Source organism: Nocardiopsis mangrovi (assembly GCF_042653925.1).
Classification (GTDB): Bacteria; Actinomycetota; Actinomycetes; order Streptosporangiales; family Streptosporangiaceae; genus Nocardiopsis_B; species Nocardiopsis_B mangrovi.
Genome location: NZ_JBHSFQ010000018.1, coordinates 55,524 through 73,781, shown reverse-complemented (window position 1 = coordinate 73,781; position 18,258 = coordinate 55,524). Strand labels below are relative to the sequence as shown.

Sequence of the window (18,258 nt, the reverse complement as noted above, 5' to 3'; positions counted from 1 at the left end):
CGTATTGCCCGGAATGTCTTTTCTGCCGTGACGGATGAGGTCTCCGCAATCCGCTTCCGATTGTCAGTGCCGCGAATTACCTTCATGAAGAATCATTCGTCCGCGTCGGACAGGAGAATCTGCGGCATGGCGCAACGCGGTGGCCGATCCGAATGGGAACGACAGCAGGCGGCAGCACGCCGTGAGGCCGAACGCGCAGCGAAAGAGGAAGCGCGTCGCGAGAAGGAAGCCGAGCGCCGTCGCAAGCAGCAGCACGTCGAGGACCAGCAGAAGCGCTCCGAGGACCGAACACGGGAAGTCGAACAACGTGTCGCCGCGCTCGATGGTGCTCTCCCCGGCGCTCTTCAGCGTGCCCCTCTGAGGTTCGACGATCTGGTGGTGAAACCGAAGATCCCTCGGTTCGACCCGGGCCGCCTCGACACTCCCGAGTTCCAGCCCGCCTGGGCCGAGTATGAGCCGGAGCCTCCCGGGCTCTTCAGCCTGCTGTTCGGCGGATCCGCTCGTCATGATCGAGAGGTCGAACGAGCCAAGCAGGCATTCCAGGACGCGGTCACCGCCCACAAGGAACGGGAGAGCCAACGGCTGAGTGCCCTGTCGAAAGCCCGCGGCGAACACGCCGCTCGTGTCCGGGCAATCGAGGACGAGGCACGGTCAGAGAACGCCCTGCTGAACACCCGCTCCGTTGAGTTCGCCCAAGGCCGGCCCGAGGCCGTCGAGTGGTTCGTCGCGCGCATCCTGGAGAGGTCGGCGTACCCGGAGGGGTTCCCTAGGAAATTCCAGGTCGCCTATCGTCCGCAGAACCGTGACATCGTGGTCGAGCTCGAACTTCCACCGACGTCCGTGATCCCCGATGTGCGCGGCTACAAGTACGTGAAGACGCGCGACGCGATCGACCCGATCCCACGCCCGGCGACCGAAGTGAAGAAGCGCTACGCGCAACTCATCGCATCCGTGGCGCTGCGCACCCTGCACGAAATCCTCAGTGCAACGCCGGCCGACGTGGTGGATGCCGTCGTTTTCAACGGACGGCTGACCACCACCGACCGCGCCACGGGGAAGACCACCCTGCTTCACCTGCTCAGTGTGGAGAGCGAACGCGCCGAGTTCGAGGACTTGGTGCTCTCCAAGGTCGACGCTGTGGCCTGCCTGAAACGACTCAATGCGCTGGTCTCCCCGAACCCCTACGATCTGGAAGCCATCGAGCCGCTCATCGAGTTCGATCTGAAGCGCTTTCGCTTCGCCGACGACATCGACGTGGTATCCGACCTCGACTCGCGCAAGAACCTCCTCAAGCTGAACCCGACCGAATTCGAGCACCTCGTCCGGGAGCTCTTCTCCGCTATGGGAGCCGAGGCGTGGACCACGCTCCCATCCAAGGACGGGGGTGTCGACGCAGTGGCCACGAGCAAGAACATCTTCTTCGGCGGTGTCTGTCTCATCCAGGCGAAACGGTGGTCGAATCTGGTCGGGCTCGACGCCGTCCACGCGCTCACCGGAGTGATGTCCGATCACAACGCGACGACAGGGGTCCTGGTGACCACCTCGTGGTTCGGCCGCGCCAGTGAGCAGTTCGCCCAACGCAACCGCATCAAACTCATCAACGGCGCCGAGCTGAAGCATCTGATCAAGGAGCACCTCGGCATCGACGTCGTACCCGGGGTCGCGCCGAAGCACAAGCCCCGCGCGTCCAACAACAAGCAGACCGGGCGACCTGGGCCAACACAATGACCGTTGGACTCCCGCCAGGCGGGAGAGAGTCACGGAGTGCCGGGTTTCGGTCAACGAGACTCGCAACTCGCTCTTGTGACCCCGGCTTTCCGTCGCCGTCGTCGTTGGGCACGGGAACGCTCTCACGGCACGGCTACCGCTCGGCTGGCGCAGGGCTCACCCCCGTCCATCAAGCGCGGTCAAACCAAATGGAGACGGGGAGGTGCTGCCGGGCCCCCGCTTCCCTGACCATGGTTGAGGGTGAAGGCCAGCCCGAACATCAGGGAGTTGAGCTCATCGCTGGGGAGGCCGAGTTCGACGGCCAAGCGCGCCAGGGGCCTCCCACTCTCGCGGAGCCTGGCCGAAACCTTGGCCAGGACCTGAGAGGTCTCCCTGGGTATGCCGCCTGGCTCGCCGCTTCGGAACCCCAGTTCGGCCAACTCTTTGCAGGCCGCCCGGTGCTGCCAGTCGCTGAGCAGCCCCAGGTCGTGTAGCCGGTAGGCCAGGGCCATGGCCGAGACCCTCCAGAACCTCTTGGCTTTAAGGATCTGGTCCGCCGTTACCCCCGCGGGCACGCGAGCCTGGACGTCGGCGCGGGGCATGAGGAAGGCGCTGGCGAACTGGTTGGCTTCACGTTCGGCCTCGGGGCCGGTGAGGGACCGATCGTGGCCGTGCAGTACCAAGTGGCCCAGTTCGTGCGCCCCATCGAATCTGCCTCTCTCCCCGCTTTTGGCGGTGTTGAGGAAAACGAAGGGGGTGTCGTCACGCCAGAAACTGAAAGCATCGACCTCGGCGTGAGCCGGATCAAGGGCGAAGACACGCACGCCGTGTGCCTCAAGGAGGTGCACCATGTTGGGTGCCGGCGCCTCCCCCAGTCCCCAACAGGAGCGGACCATCTCCGCCGCAGTCTCCGGTTCGGGCCTACTGAAGGTGGGGACGTCCGGTACGGGGAGCGTGAACTTCTCCTCCAGCCAGGCGTGCAGGTGGAGTGCGATGGCCGCCTGGGCTCGAACGGCCTTCTGCTTACGCGCCGATGTCTTGGTTTTCGCGCCGAAGGACACGGCCTCGGTAGGGTGATTAAGGCCGTTCTCGTACCTGGACATGCTCTGCGGGGGACTCTGCTCAGATCCCGCCGGCCACGATCACACGGATGTCAGTCCTTACCGCGATGATGGCCGTGTGGCTGTGCGATCGGATTTCACATTGGAACTGCAGTTGGAGAAGACTCGGGAGGAGGCTGGTAACGAGGCTGTGCGGAGCGCGATCACTGGCGTGCTTCACCACATGCGCAGTGGGCGGGGGCGGCACCGTCGTGGTGGCCGACAGCTCATCGTCCTGCTGGAGCTGGCTCGATCTCAGGCCGCGGGCGCGGAAGAGTGGTATGTAGTGCGGCTCCTACAGGATTCTCTGGACTACGCCGAAGAACGAATCCTGCAGGCGGACTTCACGGATAGGTACCGCCTGTTCCAGGACGGCAAGCGCAGTCCCCTCTACCGCGACTACGTGGCCGGGAGTACATGGATAGCCAATGAGTACTCGGCTGACGCGACTCAGGAGTACCTCAACGAGCACCCAGAGGCCACGGTTCATGAGGTGATCATGCATTTTCGTTCGCTCAGTCGAGACGCGCTGTTCATCGATGCGCCGGAGGACCGCCCGGGGCGCTACCGATTACTCCGAGGACGCGCGGAGATGGCCGAGTGGATGGGGCGAATCCTCATGGAACGCCTCGACGTGGAAGACCCGGTCAAAGCCGCCAAGCAGATCGTCATGTCGCCGGAGGCGTGGGCCGTGTTAGCCTCCGACACCAACGGTCAAACCCTCCTCAAAGCCGCAGAGATGCAGCGACGCTCAGCCGGTCTTGCGATTCTACGCGAAGTTGCTGAGAATCCGGCGGCCTCCGAGAACGACCTTCAGCAAGCGCTGAAGAACCAATACTGGATCTTTGGTGGTCGTTTCATCGGCGAGGCCGCCTATCGCAGGCTGGTGCCGGGCGATGAGATCAATATTCCGCTGATCCGCGGCGACGGATCCCTACACGTCGTAGAACTCAAGCGCGCCAGCAACCTGCACACGCCGCTTGTGAAGCGCCACCGCAACGCATGGGTTGCCACCGCCCAGGTACACGACGCCGTCGGCCAAGCGGTCAATTACCTTGTTGGCCTTGACGAGAATCGTCACCGCATCCGGAGGGAGTTCGGGATCGAGGTACGCCGAGCTAGCGCCGCAGTCCTCATTGGCCACCCTGCCACTCAACCCGAAATCCCAGAGGAAGCGATTAATGAGGCCCTACGGACGCTGAACACCCACCTCAGCAGAGTCGAGGTAATGACGTACAAGGACTTAATCGATAGCGCACAACGCTCTCTCGACGGACCATCCGGCCTATAACGCGGAACGTTACAGGACCTCGACGCGGCACGTCAGCTCCCGAGCCCCGCCGACCGCCGCGTCGGCCTCGGGGGGCGTCGGCGAGCAGGGCCATTGAGGAGGCGACGATCATGTCGTCGACAGAGCGGGGTAAGAAGGCCGCGAGCAACTGGGGTTCGCCATGGGGTTGGGCGAGGTCGTACCTGTGGCTGTAGCTGACCACTGCGGCGATGGCGGCGAGCATCAGTACGGCGGCGAGCGTCCTCCAGCGGGACCAGCGGGAAGAATCCACCGCGGTCACCGCCTCTCGAGGACGAGATCCGTGGAAACCTTAAGCAGTGTGTACGAATCGGTCGGCTCTGGCTCGGACGCTTAGGTATGCATCGAACTTCATGGTCATTTGGAGAGAGCCGTCGAATTCCGGACCCTTGTGTTTTGGGACTTTTTGTTGACTGCCGTGAACGGTTCACCGTCAACGCCCAGCTCTGCTGCAACGCCTTCCATAGGGGTTCGCATCGGTGGGTTACATACGGGTCAGCAGGGGGTATGGGGCTCACAACGGGACCACGATCATCTCGGTATCGGCGCCAGTGCTCAGGGCCCGCTGAAGCGGGTCATTGCGGAGCCGCAGGTCGACCGCACGACAGGCGGCACCCCGCGCGGCCCTCGACCAGGTATTCCGACGCCTTTCAGGGTGCAGCTAGAGTCGGTCTGTACGTTGGTTCAGCCCCCCATCCGTTCTGTCTCTCCCCGCATGGAACCAACGCACGAACCCTCGGGCTCGCTGAAGCTGGGGCATGGAATGTCGTAGACCCTTGAGAGAGTGGCAGAAACACCCTCTCACGTTTGGTTCACTCGATGCAGGCTCCAGCGGAACCGCCCATGCCCTTTCCCGGCGTCTCCCCCAATGTCCCTCTTGGGCCCTTTACGGGCACGCCTCTGAGAGTCCACTCCCATGGCGACCTTCTTCACACTGCACACGACTGCCCTGAGGGCCCTGCCACGAGTCCCGATTGGCGATCGGTCCCGCTCACCACAGATGTCATGCGCAGACTGTGCTTGTCATGCCACGCGCTTCAGCGAGGAGCGCCCCTTACCGCGATCGGGCTGTTCGTGGAGTCCGTCCTCGCCCTGGTTCGGTCCGTGGGTTGGGATACGGATGAGGATGAAAAAAGCGGCTGGTTCCACGAGGAGGAATCGGACGAGGAAGAAGATCTCGAGGACACGGACTATGTCGACGAGGACTACTCTGAGCGCGACATGACGAAGAGGATATGGCTCTGGTCCGTGATTGAGCTCCACGAACACCTCAAGAGCCTTGCTCCCTTCCCCTGGTTGGCGCCCTGGGCACAAGCGGCGCTGCAGGAGGAGGCGGAACAATCCGAGGCGTTGCGGCGAGAGTATGCAGCCTCCTTCAACCCCATCCACCTCTTGGAAGCGGCGGCCGCGACCCTAATGGAAAGCCGCGACCTTCCCCTCAGCCTCCCCGGGGCGACGGTAGCTTGGAGTACTGAGGCACTCCGGGATGCACTCGAACGACTCAAAGACCGCTGGACCAGGAGAATCGCTTCATGCCCGGAAGGGGTTTCGGAAGACGTGGTCGCAGACCTCGTCCACCACATTCTCCCCAAAGGGGAAAGTACCGAATCTGCCCAAGCTATGCTGGAACTCGCCGAGAGTTGGGCCCAGAAGACTCGAAATGCCGTCGAGCATTTCCCAGTGTCTGGAGACCGATGGGTCTTACTTCAGCTCCGCGATTTCAAGGTCATCTCATGGAACAACTGGTGGGCCGCTGTGATCGCCCATTACACGATGGCGGCGGACTGGCGCCATCCCGCCGTACTTATGCGCGTTCCAGAACCGATATCCCACCGACTGGAGGAGGAATCCGGACAGTACGACGTCGTGTACACAGAGAAAGAAGCATCCACCGACGCGGATCCCGCAGCCTTGCTCGCAGAAACGCTGAACTTTCCCGGTCGAGATGTCGCTCCGCTGCTTCCCGGCGTACTCGACGATGGCCCAGTGCACCAGCGGCGGATGCTGACCGAACAGGACACGATCGGCTTGCAGAACAGCACACCGTCTGCGCATCAACCGTATCTGGTCTTCTCCGCGACGCACGGTGTCGAAGTACTTTTCCCTCCGGCCCTGCAGGAGCGCTGCCAAAATGGCTGGGAAGGAGTGTTGATAGCGGGTGCTTCGGATCTTCCTTCAGCGCTTATTGAGGGGATTCTGCAACCAACCGGTAATCCCGATCGAAATCGGCGGGACCCGTTTGAAGAAAACGGATTGAATCGACTTAGCAGGAGGCACGGAGAGCACTCCCTGATATCCTTCTCACAGCGCAACCATGAAGAGAGCGACCGCGCAGCCAGGTTTATCGCCATGGCCCGAGTCTCTCCGGACCTGCGTTCCTTCGCCGAAGAGAGCGGGAGGGAATTTTATTCGATGCACTTGGAATATGCACTGCTCGACTCACGCTACCCCCCTCTCGATCTCGGCCCCTTCCAGCCTATGGGTCAACCGCTCCAGCAGGGAAGCGGGCTCGGCCTCCCCCTCGCCCACCTGGCACAGGTGCAGATCTACACCACGAACGCGCGGCAGCGCTCCTCAGGTCGGACCCATTCACCTTCCTGCCAACATGCACCAGGCCTTGGCCACAAGGTCGATCTGATCACCCCCGCCGAGTTTCTGCAGATCTCGCCACACCGCTTGTGCAGTATCTGCGGCGGCCATGCCGTCCGCCTCCTCGACGAAGGACAGCTCACCTACTACCAGGCTGCTCGTGAACTCCACCGCCTGTGGAACGAGGTGAACGAGTGGCCTCGGCGTTGGAGGGGACTGACCGGTGAGAATGTAACGCGCCTTCGCGAAGAATTAAACGGAATTTCCCTCATGAATAACGACCCCCGAATGGACGGGAGAGCAATTGAGCAATGGAACGAGTCCATCCACCAGATTCGCATACGACTGAATCGAATTGACCGATTTATCCAACAACCGAACAAACCGGCAAAGCCCCGATCCTATCACTCACGCGGGACCTCTCCGAGCGCACCCAAGGAGACAATGGATGCTGACGTGCGGGTCGACTTTCTCATAAGGGGTCACGTAAAATCTATTCTGGAGCGAGCCTCAGACCCGGGCCTCCGGATCCAAATCTCTGTCGCCCTCGACTACCTGAGTTCGGGGAGAACGCCTCCGCCAGGTGGACTTGCCCTCCTCACCTTGCTACGGCAGGCCCGTGCCCATGCCGCAGAGGTGGACGAATGGGAGATCGTCCACCACCTCCAGGAAACGTTGGACTTCGCCGAGAACCGACTCAGTCGCCCCGACTACCAGGAACGTTGCCACCTCCTTCGAAAGGGAACCAGGGATGGAAGCCTGCACACCTTACTGACGCAGAAGGCCATGATCTACCCACGCTATACCGCTGAGAAGGGAGCGGAATTCCTGAAAAAGCATCCGAAAGCCAGCGCCCGAGACTTGGTAAAAGAATTCGCCAAAGAATACCGCGACTCCGCATATATGTTGGCCCCGTATGACCGCCCCGGTCGCTACCTCATGGTCCGCGGGATCAGCGAGCTTGAACTCTGGTTGGACCACGCGGTCCAGAGCCGAATCGACGTCGAGGATATCGTGGATGTAGCCCGGAGAATCGCCTCATCCCCCGAGACGCTGAGCCTGATTGCTACCGATGAGGAGGGTGAGTTGATTCTACGGGCCGCGGAGTTGCGACGACGTCACGCTAAACTAAAAGAGCTGCGCACAGTCGTCGAGCGGACATCCGCCCTGGAAAAGGATCTCCAAAGCGCGCTCATTGGCCAGTCTTGGATCTTCGGTGGCGAGTACGTTGGCGAGTCTGCGCACCGACGACTCGTCGTCGGTGACGAGATCGACATCCCGCTGATCCGTGGCGACGGCTCCCTGCACGTAGTTGAACTTAAACGATCAATGAATCTGAAAAACGGCCTTGTCAAGCGACATCGAGGAGAGTACGTTCCCACCTCCAGTGTCAACGATGCCGTGGCGCAGGCAGCCAACTACCTGGTAAACCTGGACGGCAACCGGAACGAGATCAAGGAGAAACTCGGATTGGAGACCAGGCGGGCAAGCGCAACCGTTTTGATCGGGCACCCAGGTCTCCAGTCCGATGTACCTGAGGAGGAGATCAATGAGGCGATGCGCAAGTTGAACACAATGGTCTCCCGAGTCGAGGTCCTCACGTATAAGGATCTACTCGACAACGCTGAGCGCGCCATCGGTGGACCCAACCCTCTATCGTAAATATAGAGATCTGTAGATACGCCCTCAAGGCATTCGAAGGCTGGCTAAGAAGAGGCTTCGGACCTTCCGCGCGCTCAGATTCTCATCGACCTGATTGATTCTTACGGGCCGTTCATCACACTTACGAGGGACCAGTGTGTTACGCACGAATGTCGGCGCCTACGGACATGCCTCTCACCGCGGCGACGGCGGCGAACATCGGCATGGCGGCGATGGTCATCCAGCGGGACCAGCGGGAAGAACCCACCACGGTCACCACACGTCCAGAGCGAATGTTGTGGACAAGACCAGCGGAGACGCCTTATATGGAGGAATGGTCCAAGTTCCCCCTCGGGCACTCGATCGACATCACTCCCAGGTCATCGTCCTGGGAGTTTTTCGTTGTTCCGGTATCGGACCCGTGGGTGCTTCCCTCGGCTTCTGAGAGGGATGGTGGGCCGGGCCCGGGAGGGCCGGTCTGGGCGGCCCTCCCGGGGTGTTCGGGGCGGGTTATGGGCAGTTGTCGGTGAGTTCGCAGATGTCCGATGGGTCGGTGGAGACCTTGATGTCGTCGTACCAGATGTAGCTGTCGTTCTCGGGGGCGAAGTCCGGGGTGGCGCCGCCGGCGAAGCTGTCGAGGTAGGCCGTGTCCACCTGGTCGTCGTTGGTGACGAAGCGCAGACCGGTCACCTCGGCGGCGGAACGCCCGTTGTAGAAGACCTCGATCTCGCCGTCGTAGCGGGCCTGCCCGCCGGTGACGGTGTTGACCTTGACCCGCTGCACGACGTTCACCCATTCGCCCCTGGGCCAGTGGACGACGGAACCGTTGTCCTCCAGGACGACGTAGTCGCCGTAGGTGTCCTCCTTGTCCATGTGGTAGTAGTACAGCGCCGCCTCGCCGTCCGCGCGCCGCCAGATGAAGCGGGAGCTGAAGCCGTTCGTGCCGTCGCAGGTCTGGCCGCCGGAACACCAGTCGCCACCCGCGAGGCCGATACCGACCTTTCCGGCGTACTTGGTGGTGCCCCAGCTGAAGTCCTCGTCGAACCTGATCCACATGGACACGTAGTACTCGGGCGCCGCGGCCAGCTCGAAGGGCGCCTGCGCACCGGATTCCTCGGGCCCGACCTCGCCCGCCGGGTAGAGCACGCGCAGCGACTGGCCGCCGCTGTGCGCCGGGGTGGAACCGTCGATCCGGGTCCGTTCTTCCATGCCGACGGACCAGGGGGCGTTCCAGCCGTCCTCGCTCCATTCGCTGAGCGGGTAGGCGGTGCCTCCGGCGGGTCTCTCGAATCCGTTCTCCTTGTACTCCTGCGCCGGCGCCTGCGCTTCGTCCGCAACGCTGTGCGCCGTCTCCGCGGCGGGCTCCGCGGCGGACCCCGGGTACAGCATGACGGGTGTGAGCAGGGTGGCGACGCCCGCGGCGCCGAGGAGGAGGGGCTTCGGCTTCATGGCCGACTCCTTGCTTTCCGATCGATGGAGGTATCGGTGGGTCGGGCCGGCCGGCGCGGCATCGCTCCGGCGATCGACCCGCCCTCTTCTCGCGGCCGGTCGCAGGCGGTAGGGGTGCGCGGTCTCCTCCCCTTGGGCGGGAGGCTCGGGGATCCTGGCGTCCACCGTCGACATCGGCCGCTACGCGCGCACATGCTCCCCCTGCATATGCCGGCGAAGGACGGCATACGCAGGGGGAGCACATGGAGCTCCGGGAGGCGGGTCAGCTCTGCGGGGCGGTGTCGGCGGCGCGCTTGACGAGGCGCTTGGTGGTGCGGCGGAACGCCCAGACGACAACCACCGCGACCAGTGCCGTCAGCGGAAAGCCCAGCACGATGTCGGCGATCGCCAGCCCGCTAGTGGAACCGGCGAGGTAGAGCCACTCCGACACCCCGAACCGGGCCGCGAACATCACCGTGACCGCGATCGTGGCGATGTCGTGGACGAGAATGGACGGCTTGTCCTCGCGCCAGGCGTGGCCGCCGCCATGGAAGGCGTTCCAGACGACCCCGGTCAGCGGCCGGCGCACGATGACGGAGACCAGGGTGACGATGCCCGCCGCCAGTGCGGCCCAGATCCCGATGAGGAAGAAGTCGTTGGCCGAACCGGTCGCGGCGGAGAGGCCGCCGGCGGCCACCACGCCGATCACTCCGCCGGAGGCGGCGCCGAAGCGCGCCCCGCGCCACATCTGGAAGGCGGCGAGCGCCACGGCGACGGCGATGGAGATCCCGATCGTGACGGGCAGCGGGAAGAACCCGACGGCCGCCGCGAAGACGACGACCGGGATCGCGGAATACAGCATCCCCTTCGGCCCACCCGCTCCGTCGAGCATCGCCTTCTTGACGTCGACCGGCGGCTGGGGCTCAGCGGTCGCGGGGTCGTGGGTGGAGTGGACCTGGGTGCCATAGGGGGAGCGGCCATGGGCGTCGTGGGCGGGGTGACCCTGGGCGTCGTAGGCGGAGTGGTCCTGGGTGTCGTGGGGGGCGGTCCGGGTCATTTCGTCCTCCTGGGGGTGATGGGGTTCCGGCACGGGACGCATTCGGGGCGAACGCGACCGGCCGTGGTCGTTGGTCGCGGCGTGAGTGCCCGCCGATGGAGCACGGCGCGGAGGTGCGTCCGCGCGAGGGTCAGGCCGCGGCGGTCCGGCGGGCCGTCATGGAGAGGCCGACCGCCTTGCGCCACCGGGGCAGGACGGCGTCGACGTGGTCGCGCAGCGCGGTGAGCGCCTGCTTGTGTTCGCGGCGCTCCTTGCGGGAGATCGTGCAGCAGACGTCGCCATCGGCGGCGAGCACGGCCAGCACCGCGTCCTCCACCGGGACTGTGGCCGGGTCGCGGCCGAGGAACGCCGTGTTCCGCGTGCTCTCCCGCAGGCCGGCCACCTGGCCGGGGTCGCGGAGGCTGGGCCGGCGGGTCGGGAAGACCCCCAGCGCCCGCCCCCGATGCACCGTGATCGCTCCCTGTTCTTCGAGCTGGTCCCGCACCGCGGCCTCGGCCCGGTGCCAGTTGCGGTCCACGACCGTGAACCAGCGGCGCGGCTCGGTCGGGGACGCGCTGCTGAGTACCTCGGCGAGGAACGGATCGCTCGGCGGCTCGGCCGCCGCGCCGCTGCGCACGGCCTTGCCGTCCTGGTCGCTGAGCAGCCCGGCGATGGCCAGCTCGGCCACTGCCGCCCCGCGCATCAACTGGCCGCGGACCAGGGCGGTGCTGGAGTCGATCTTGTTCTTGTCGAGGTCGAAGTTGAGCAGGTAGAGCCGTTGCGGAAGGGTCCAGTCCATGGCTGCTCCTCGGGAGGCGGTCGATCGGACCGGCCGCTGCACGCGGCCGGTGGCCGCGGGTGCGGGCGCGGTGCCGTGCGCCTGTTCGCGGTGCTCGACGCTGGTTCCGGGCGTTGCGGTCATGTTGTCGATTCCATCGGACACCGCGCCGGCCCGGTAGTGCGACGGTGTCACCGCGTCGCCGTGACGTACCGCGTGGCGCGGGTATGACGCCGTGTCACTAGCGCCCGCGGCCACCATCTGACCCCATGCCGTAACGGCATACTCAACCCGCTCCGGGAGTTCGCTCCCCCGTCGCGCCGGGACGCCCGCCGCGGTCGGCCGCTCGGGCGTGGGACCGGTCATCGCTCCCCCGTTGCGCCGGGACGCGCGTGGCCCCGGCCGCCCCTCCGGCCGGGCCACGTGGGACGTCGCCGGCGTCACCCCTCCGTGCGCTCGGGGGTGGCGGGGGCGGCGTCCGCCGGGCGGTGGCGGTCCGCCTTGCGGTAGGTCAGCGTCCGGAGCAGGGTCTCGGCCGGGCCGCGCCTGCCGGCGCGGTCGAGCAGGAGCGCTCCGGCGACGGTCAGCAGCCAGGTGCCGAGGGCCACCGGCACCGCCGTCCAGCTGGACAGGTACGCGCCCAGCCCGAGCCCCCACGCCGCCAGGAACAGCCCCCAGACCACCGACTGGGCCAGATAGCCGCTGAGGGAGCGGCGCCCCAGCGCCACCAGCGCCCGTACCGGCAGTGCCCGCTCTCTCCCCCGGGTGGTGATCCAGTGCGCGAAGAGGCCGAAGAGCGCCGCGTAGCCCACCCCGGTGAAGATCCCGGTGTAGAAGTGCACCGCGCCGACGGCCGTGCCGTAGGCCGGATCGAGGACGCCCACGTGCACCAGGGCCAGCACCGCGCCGGCGGCCCATCCGATGGAGATGCCCGCGACGGCGAGCCGGCGCAGCAGCGGCAGGTGGCGCGACGGCTCTTCCAGCAGCCGGTGGCGGGCGGCGAGCATGCCGATCAGGAACGCCGTCGGCAGGGCGAGGGTGAACACGCCGGCGAACAGCCCGAAGAGCCAGCTGGGAAGGCGGATCGCCGCCGCCGCCAGGTAGCCCGTCTCGGCGATACTCGTCCGCTGGAAGTCGGCCGTCGCGGGCACGGTCGCCGGCGTCGGCGCCAGCGCGGTGCCGATGGCGATCACGGCGCCGAGTGCGAGCAGGATGCCCAGCCAGATCGCGAGGGTGCGGTCGCTCCGGCCTAGGAACAGCGGGACCATGATGAGCCCGATCAGGCCGTAGGTGCCCAGGATGTCGCCCTGCCACAGCAGCAGGGCGTGCACCGCGCCGAAGAGGAGCAGCCACCAGTGCCGCGTGCGCAGGAGCCGGCGGGCCTGCTTGTGGGGCGTTCCACGTGATGTCTGCCGGGTGTGCATCTGCACGACCCCGTAGGCGAACAGGAAGCCGAACATCGTGTGCGTGCGGGCGTCGACGACGATCAGGGTCGCGGCCTGGGCGATCCTGTCGGCGAGGTTGCCGTCAGCGGGGTGCAGCAGGGCCAGGCCGGCCGGGGCGTCGTAGATGAACCAGGGGACGTGGGCCAGCGCGATCAGCAGCAGCATCATGCCGCGCGCGAGGTCGGGTGCGAGGACGCGTTCCGTGGTCGGCGTCGAACGCACCGGGGCGTCGACGGCGACCGCGGGTCTCTCGTGGACGCCGTCGGAATAGGCGCTCGTCATGGGTGGGAGGTCCTCTTTCCGTGCGCGCACCGCGATGCGGTGCGATGGGTCGCGGGTGGTCGTGCCGGCCGCGGGGGCCGCGTGGCGGAGTTCAGCGCGCGACGGCCGGCGGGCAGGAGGCGGGAAGGACAACCGTCCGGCCGGCGGCCGTCGCCCGTCCGCCCGCCCGTGGACCGCGGCCGCTCCGCGGTCGGGCCGGCGGAGGCGTCAGTGGCCGGGTCGCGCCTGTGCGTCCGTGTTCGTGGTGAGGCGCTTGGTGGAGCGGCGGAACGCCCAGATCACGACCACCGCGGCCAGGGCGGCCAGGGGGAAGCCGGTCACGGTGTCGGCGATCGCCAGCCCGGTCGTGGAGTCGGCGAGGTAGAGCCATTGCCGCACGGCGAAGCGGGCGCCGAACATGGCCACCACCGTGAGCGTGGCGATGTCGTGCGCGAGAAGCGACGGCTTGTCTTCGCGCCAGGCGTGGCCGCCGCCGTGGAAGGCGTTCCAGACGACCCCGGTCAGCGGTCGGCGCACGATGACGGTGACGAGGGTGGCGATGCCCGCCGCCAGTGCGGCCCAGATCCCGATGAGGAAGAAGTCGTTGGCCGAACCGGTCCAGGCCGCGACGCCGCCGGCGACCGCGACGCCGAACACGCCGCCCAGTGCCGGCATGAGCTGCTCCCCGCGCCACATCCGGAATCCGGCCAGGGCCAGGGCCGCGGCGATCGCGACCCCGACCGCGGCCGGCAGCGGGACGAAGGGCACGGCCGCCGAGAATCCCACGACCGGGAGCGCCGTGTACACCATCCCCGACGGGCCGCCGATCCCGTCGATCACGGCCTGCCTGACGTCGACGGGCTGCTCCGGCCGGGCGGGATCGTCGGCGCCGTTGCCGGCGCCCTCATCCTCCGGGCCCACCGGGCCCTCGTCGGTTCGGTCCGTGGTGCGGCCGGGGCCGGTCGGGGTGCGTTCTCCGTCCCGATGGGCGTGCGCAGTCGTGGCCGGCCGATCGGAGAGGTCGGGCTCAGTCACGGTGTCGTCCTCCGAGGTGACGGGCGAGGAAGCGGTCGGCCGCGCGGTGGAAGGCGATCTTGTTCTCGGGGTTCACGAAGCCGTGGCCCTCGTCGGGGAAGACGGTGTAGTCGACCTCGACCCCGCGGGCGCGCAGGGCGGCGACGATGTTGTCGGACTCGGCCTGCACGACGCGGACGTCGTTGGCGCCCTGGACCACCATCAGCGGCGTGCGGATGTCGTCGACCCGGCTGATCGGCGAGCGGGCCAGCATGTCGGCCTCCTCCCCGGGGACCTCGGGGTCGCCGATGTAGCGGTACCAGTTGTTGATCAGCAGGGGTTTGGCGGCCTCCGGCACGGTGCGCATGAAGTTCGCGAGGTCGGAGATGCCGACGACGTCGACGGCTGCGGCGAAGCGGTCCGGGGTGAAGGCGGCGCCCACCAGCGCCGCGTAGCCCCCGTAGGAGGTCCCGAAGATCGCCACCCGGTCGGGGTCGGCGTAGCCCCGCGCCACCGCCCAGTCCACGGCGTCGATCAGGTCGTCGTGCATCTTGCCGGCGAACTCCCCGATCGCGGCCTGGGTGTGGGCCTTGCCGAACCCGGTGGAGCCGCGGAAGTTGACCTGGAGCACCGCGTAGCCGCGGTTGGCGAGCAGTTGCACGGTCGGGTTGAACCCCCACGCGTCGCGGGCCCAGGGGCCGCCGTGGACCAGCAGCACCATCGGCAGCCCCGATGGCTCGACGCCCACGGGCAGGGTCAGGTACGAGGGCAGCGACAGCCCGTCGCGGGCGGTGATCGTCACCGGCGTCATCGGGGCCATCGCACCGGGGTCGAGGCGGGGGTGGGGCCGGAACAGCAGCCGGGACTCACCGGTGGTGTGGTCGTAGAAGTAGGTGGCCTCGGGGTCGCGGTCGTGGGCGAAGCCGACGACCCACCGCTGTCCCGTGGTGTCCGATGACAGGTCGCCGACGTCGCCCTCGGACAGGTCCTCCAGGTTCGCCAGGACCTCGGCGAAGTGCGGGTCCAGGGCGTGGATGACCTGGCGGTCACCGAGGTAGCGCGTCCCGAGCAGCTCCCCGGTGGCGCGGTCGAGGATCAGCGGCGAGTCGACCGCGGCGGCGGTCCGGAGCGACACGGAGAGTTCGAGGTCCGGGTGGCCGTCGACCTCGGTCTCCTCACCGGTGGCCAAGTCGATGCGCACCAGCCGGACGCGGTCGCCGCCCCGGCTGGAGCCGACCCACATCCCGGTCCGGTCCGGCGTGAGCTGCGCCAGGTACACCCCGACCGGGTAGTCGGCGCCGTCGAGCGTCCGCAGCGTGCGCAGATCGCCCGTCGCCGGGTCGCGGCGGGCGATCTCGAAGTCGCCGTCGGCGTTCACCGCGGCGGCGAGCAGCTCACCGTCGCGGCCCTGGAACCAGCTCTTCCCGGGGCTTGGGCTCTGGGCCACCAGGGTGAGCTCGCCGGTGGCGATGTCGAGTTCGTGGAGGTCGAGTTCCGCGGGCGTGCGGGCGTTGAGGTACAGGGTCACCTTGCCGGGCCGCCCGGGGGACGGCTGGACGCCTACCGCGCCGGCCCCGAGGAACGGCGTGAGGTCGACCGCCGCGGCGCCCGGGGTGTCCAGGTCGACCCGGTGCAAGTGGTAGTTCTCGTCACCGCCGTCGTCTTGGAGGTAGAGCAGCCAGCGCGGGTCGTCGGTCCAGAGATAGCCCTGCACACTGCGGGTCTCGTCGGCGGTCACGCAGCGGGGCTCGGAGCCGGCGTCGAGATCCTCGATCCAGACGTTGAGCCGGTTCTTCCACGGCGCCAGGAAGGCGATCCGGGTGCCGTCCGGTGAGATCGAGGCGTTGGTGCGCGCCGGCGGGCCGAAAAGGTCCTCGACCGGGATCAGGTCGGGCAGGGCCATGTCGTTCCTTTCGTCGGTGTTCTGGGGCGGTGTTCGGGAACGCGGTGTGCGCCGCGCGGGGGGCGTGCCGTGGCGGCGGGCCCGGGGGCCCGCCGCCGGGGCGGTCCCGTGCGGGGTTCCTCGCGGTACCCCATCGGGCGGCGGGCCCGGGCGGACCGGCGGCGTCAGCGGCGCGGCTCCCAGCGGAAGATGCGGGCGGCCAGCGCGACGGCCACGACGACCCAGCCCAGGGTGGGCGCCAGGAGGATGAGGGAGTCCGTCACGCCGACGCCGCCGTTCCAGGCGTTGACGATCAGCTCGGAGGCCGATCCGCCGGGGAGCAGCCGCTTGACCAGGGTCAGCTCCTCGGTACCGGTGAACCCCACCCAGCCGGACACGGCGAGGGTTCCGAGCAGGACGGGCAGCGTGGTCACCTGGGCGTGCTCGGGTGAGTTCGTCACGCCGGCCGTGGCCAGCCCCAGGCCGAGCATCATGGCCACCGCCGCCAGGACGGCCACCGCCAGGAGGATGGCGTCGGCCGGACCGCCGGCGACCACGCCCAGCACGGTCAGGATCGCCGTCACCTGGACCAGCGTGATGGCGGTGACCGGGAGCAGCAGCCCGGAGAGGATCCCGGTGTCGCCGGCCGCGGTGGAGCGCAGCCGCTTGAGGAAGAGGTTCTGCCGGCGCGAGGCGAGCGTGGTCACCGTTGTCGTGTAGAGCCCCATCGCCACGACCAGGAAGATCAGGACCGCGGCGACGCCGCCGACGGCCAGCGCCGGGATCCTCTGGTGCAGGTAGATGTACAAGGCGCTGGACGCCGCGGGGAGAACGAGCATGGTGACCAGAACCAGCCGGTTCCGGAAGATCTGGATCAGCTCGCCGTAGGCGATCGAGAGCATGGCGAAGGTCCTTGTCCTGGATGTTCGGTGAGGGGCTAGTCGCTGCCGATGGCGCGGAAGACGTCGTCGAGCCGGGTCGGCCCGGCTTCGAGCTCCCGCAGCTCCACGGCGTGGTCCTGCGCCCAGCCGAGCAGGGTGTGCAGGTCCTTCTGCAGGCCGAGGGTCTCGATGAGGAACGTCCCCCCGCTCTCACGCGTGGCGCGCAGCGGGAGCGCCGGGGCGGCGGCCGGGAGGGAGAACCGGATCGTGGCCGGCAGGGTCCGCGTCAGCTCGGAGACGGTCCCCTCCATGTGGAAGGCGCCCTGGTGCATCAGTCCGACGCGGTCGGCGCGCTGCTGGGCCTCTTCCAGGTAGTGCGTGGTGAGGATGACGGTGCACCCGTCTTCGCGCAGCTTGTCCACGGCGTCCCACAGGTCGTCCCGGGACTGGATGTCCAGGCCGGTGGTGGGCTCGTCCAGGAAGACCAGCTCCGGACCGCCGTACACGGCGGTGGCGAAGTCCAGGCGCCGCTTCTCGCCGCCGGAGAGCTGGGCCACCTTGGTGCCGGCCTTGCGGGTGAGGTCGACGACGTCGAGGACGCGTCCGACGTCGTCCGCGCGCCGGGTGAGGCTCCCGATCAGCCGGACCGATTCGCGCACCGTCAGGTCCGGGGAGAACCCGCTCTCCTGGAGCATGATGCCGGTCCTGGGCCGCACGGCGCGGCGGTCGCGCGGGTCCTGCCCGAAGACCCGGACGGTGCCCGAGGTGGCGACGCGGTGGCCTTCGACGGTCTCCAGGGTGGAGGTCTTGCCCGCCCCGTTCGTACCGAGCAGCGCGTAGAGCTCCCCGCGCCGCACCTGGAAGGACAGGTCCCGCACGGCGTGGAAGTCGCCGTAGGTGAGGTTCAGACGTTCGACGTCGATGACCGGTGTGGAGGACATGCCCCCATTCCAGCCGCCGGCGCGCGCGTCCGGCAGTGGGGCCACGTCACCACTCGACCGTGACGTTCCTGCGGGTAGGGGCATGACGCGGTGTCACTGGTGGCACCGCGGAGCAGGCACAATACTGGGGCGGACTCCTTTGCCCGATCTCCCAGAGCCTGTCCGCACACCCGGTCCCCGCGTACGCCGCCGACCGTCGACACGGCCGCCTCCCCTGCCGGTGCGGCCGACCCGGAAAGGGGCCCG

General features: G+C 67.3%; 13 protein-coding genes. 3 read left to right on the top strand and 10 right to left on the bottom strand.

Annotated elements, in window-relative coordinates:
- Window positions 1-27: 27 nt before the first annotated feature.
- Window positions 28-1,728 (top strand): restriction endonuclease, encoded by a 1,701-nt coding sequence (locus ACFO4E_RS18345; protein WP_378576425.1) that lies wholly within the window; start codon window positions 28-30, stop codon window positions 1,726-1,728.
- 179 nt (window positions 1,729-1,907) lie between these two features.
- On the opposite strand, the gene ACFO4E_RS18340 is transcribed toward ACFO4E_RS18345, so the two are convergent.
- Complete coding sequence (locus ACFO4E_RS18340) at window positions 1,908-2,810, bottom strand: ImmA/IrrE family metallo-endopeptidase (protein ID WP_378576424.1); 903 nt, start codon at window positions 2,808-2,810, stop codon at window positions 1,908-1,910.
- 100 nt (window positions 2,811-2,910) lie between these two features.
- Between ACFO4E_RS18340 and ACFO4E_RS18335 the strand changes: the two genes are divergently transcribed.
- Window positions 2,911-4,098, top strand: a complete 1,188-nt coding sequence (locus tag ACFO4E_RS18335; protein WP_378576422.1) for a Shedu anti-phage system protein SduA domain-containing protein — start codon at window positions 2,911-2,913, stop codon at window positions 4,096-4,098.
- Here the strand turns inward: ACFO4E_RS18335 and ACFO4E_RS18330 are convergent.
- Window positions 4,019-4,369 (bottom strand): DUF2637 domain-containing protein, encoded by a 351-nt coding sequence (locus tag ACFO4E_RS18330; RefSeq protein ID WP_378576516.1) that lies wholly within the window; start codon window positions 4,367-4,369, stop codon window positions 4,019-4,021. The two genes, ACFO4E_RS18335 and ACFO4E_RS18330, sit on opposite strands and share 80 nt — an antisense overlap.
- 821 nt (window positions 4,370-5,190) lie before the next feature.
- Between ACFO4E_RS18330 and ACFO4E_RS18325 the strand changes: the two genes are divergently transcribed.
- Complete coding sequence (locus ACFO4E_RS18325; RefSeq protein WP_378576420.1) at window positions 5,191-8,367, top strand: Shedu anti-phage system protein SduA domain-containing protein; 3,177 nt, start codon at window positions 5,191-5,193, stop codon at window positions 8,365-8,367.
- A 489-nt stretch (window positions 8,368-8,856) separates the two neighbouring features.
- On the opposite strand, the gene ACFO4E_RS18320 is transcribed toward ACFO4E_RS18325, so the two are convergent.
- The 8 genes from ACFO4E_RS18320 to ACFO4E_RS18285 all read right to left on the bottom strand — a co-directional run bounded on the left by ACFO4E_RS18320 (window position 8,857) and on the right by ACFO4E_RS18285 (window position 18,012).
- A complete protein-coding gene (locus tag ACFO4E_RS18320; RefSeq protein WP_378576418.1) occupies window positions 8,857-9,795 on the bottom strand; it encodes a polysaccharide lyase in 939 nt (312 codons plus the stop codon).
- Between the two features lie 262 nt (window positions 9,796-10,057).
- Window positions 10,058-10,831 (bottom strand): DUF3159 domain-containing protein, encoded by a 774-nt coding sequence (locus ACFO4E_RS18315; RefSeq protein WP_378576416.1) that lies wholly within the window; start codon window positions 10,829-10,831, stop codon window positions 10,058-10,060.
- A 130-nt stretch (window positions 10,832-10,961) separates the two neighbouring features.
- Entirely contained in the window at window positions 10,962-11,732 is a 771-nt protein-coding gene (locus tag ACFO4E_RS18310; protein WP_378576414.1) for a GOLPH3/VPS74 family protein, read from the bottom strand.
- A gap of 296 nt (window positions 11,733-12,028) precedes the next feature.
- The gene (locus tag ACFO4E_RS18305) at window positions 12,029-13,315 is read right to left on the bottom strand and encodes a DUF418 domain-containing protein (protein ID WP_378576413.1); all 1,287 of its coding nucleotides are present in this window, start codon (window positions 13,313-13,315) and stop codon (window positions 12,029-12,031) included.
- 207 nt (window positions 13,316-13,522) lie between these two features.
- Window positions 13,523-14,329, bottom strand: coding sequence for a DUF3159 domain-containing protein (locus tag ACFO4E_RS18300; protein ID WP_378576411.1), 807 nt, complete (start codon window positions 14,327-14,329; stop codon window positions 13,523-13,525).
- Window positions 14,322-16,211 carry a S9 family peptidase gene (locus ACFO4E_RS18295; RefSeq protein WP_378576410.1) on the bottom strand — a complete coding sequence of 630 codons (1,890 nt, stop codon included), beginning with the start codon at window positions 16,209-16,211 and terminating at the stop codon, window positions 14,322-14,324. The genes ACFO4E_RS18300 and ACFO4E_RS18295 overlap by 8 nt, the downstream gene beginning before the upstream one ends.
- A gap of 164 nt (window positions 16,212-16,375) precedes the next feature.
- Window positions 16,376-17,092, bottom strand: coding sequence for an ABC transporter permease (locus ACFO4E_RS18290; protein WP_378576408.1), 717 nt, complete (start codon window positions 17,090-17,092; stop codon window positions 16,376-16,378).
- Window positions 17,093-17,127: 35 nt separating this feature from the next.
- The gene (locus ACFO4E_RS18285; RefSeq protein WP_378576406.1) at window positions 17,128-18,012 is read right to left on the bottom strand and encodes an ABC transporter ATP-binding protein; all 885 of its coding nucleotides are present in this window, start codon (window positions 18,010-18,012) and stop codon (window positions 17,128-17,130) included.
- Window positions 18,013-18,258: the final 246 nt, after the last annotated feature.

Coding starts and splice junctions, on each gene's coding strand:
- ACFO4E_RS18310 (WP_378576414.1), bottom strand. CDS start 11,732: ATGACCGCAACGCCCGGAACCAGCGTCGAGCACCGCGAACAGGCGCAC.
- ACFO4E_RS18320 (WP_378576418.1), bottom strand. CDS start 9,795: ATGAAGCCGAAGCCCCTCCTCCTCGGCGCCGCGGGCGTCGCCACCCTG.
- ACFO4E_RS18340 (WP_378576424.1), bottom strand. CDS start 2,810: ATGTCCAGGTACGAGAACGGCCTTAATCACCCTACCGAGGCCGTGTCC.
- ACFO4E_RS18315 (WP_378576416.1), bottom strand. CDS start 10,831: ATGACCCGGACCGCCCCCCACGACACCCAGGACCACTCCGCCTACGAC.
- ACFO4E_RS18290 (WP_378576408.1), bottom strand. CDS start 17,092: ATGCTCTCGATCGCCTACGGCGAGCTGATCCAGATCTTCCGGAACCGG.
- ACFO4E_RS18285 (WP_378576406.1), bottom strand. CDS start 18,012: ATGTCCTCCACACCGGTCATCGACGTCGAACGTCTGAACCTCACCTAC.
- ACFO4E_RS18295 (WP_378576410.1), bottom strand. CDS start 16,211: ATGGCCCTGCCCGACCTGATCCCGGTCGAGGACCTTTTCGGCCCGCCG.
- ACFO4E_RS18305 (WP_378576413.1), bottom strand. CDS start 13,315: ATGACGAGCGCCTATTCCGACGGCGTCCACGAGAGACCCGCGGTCGCC.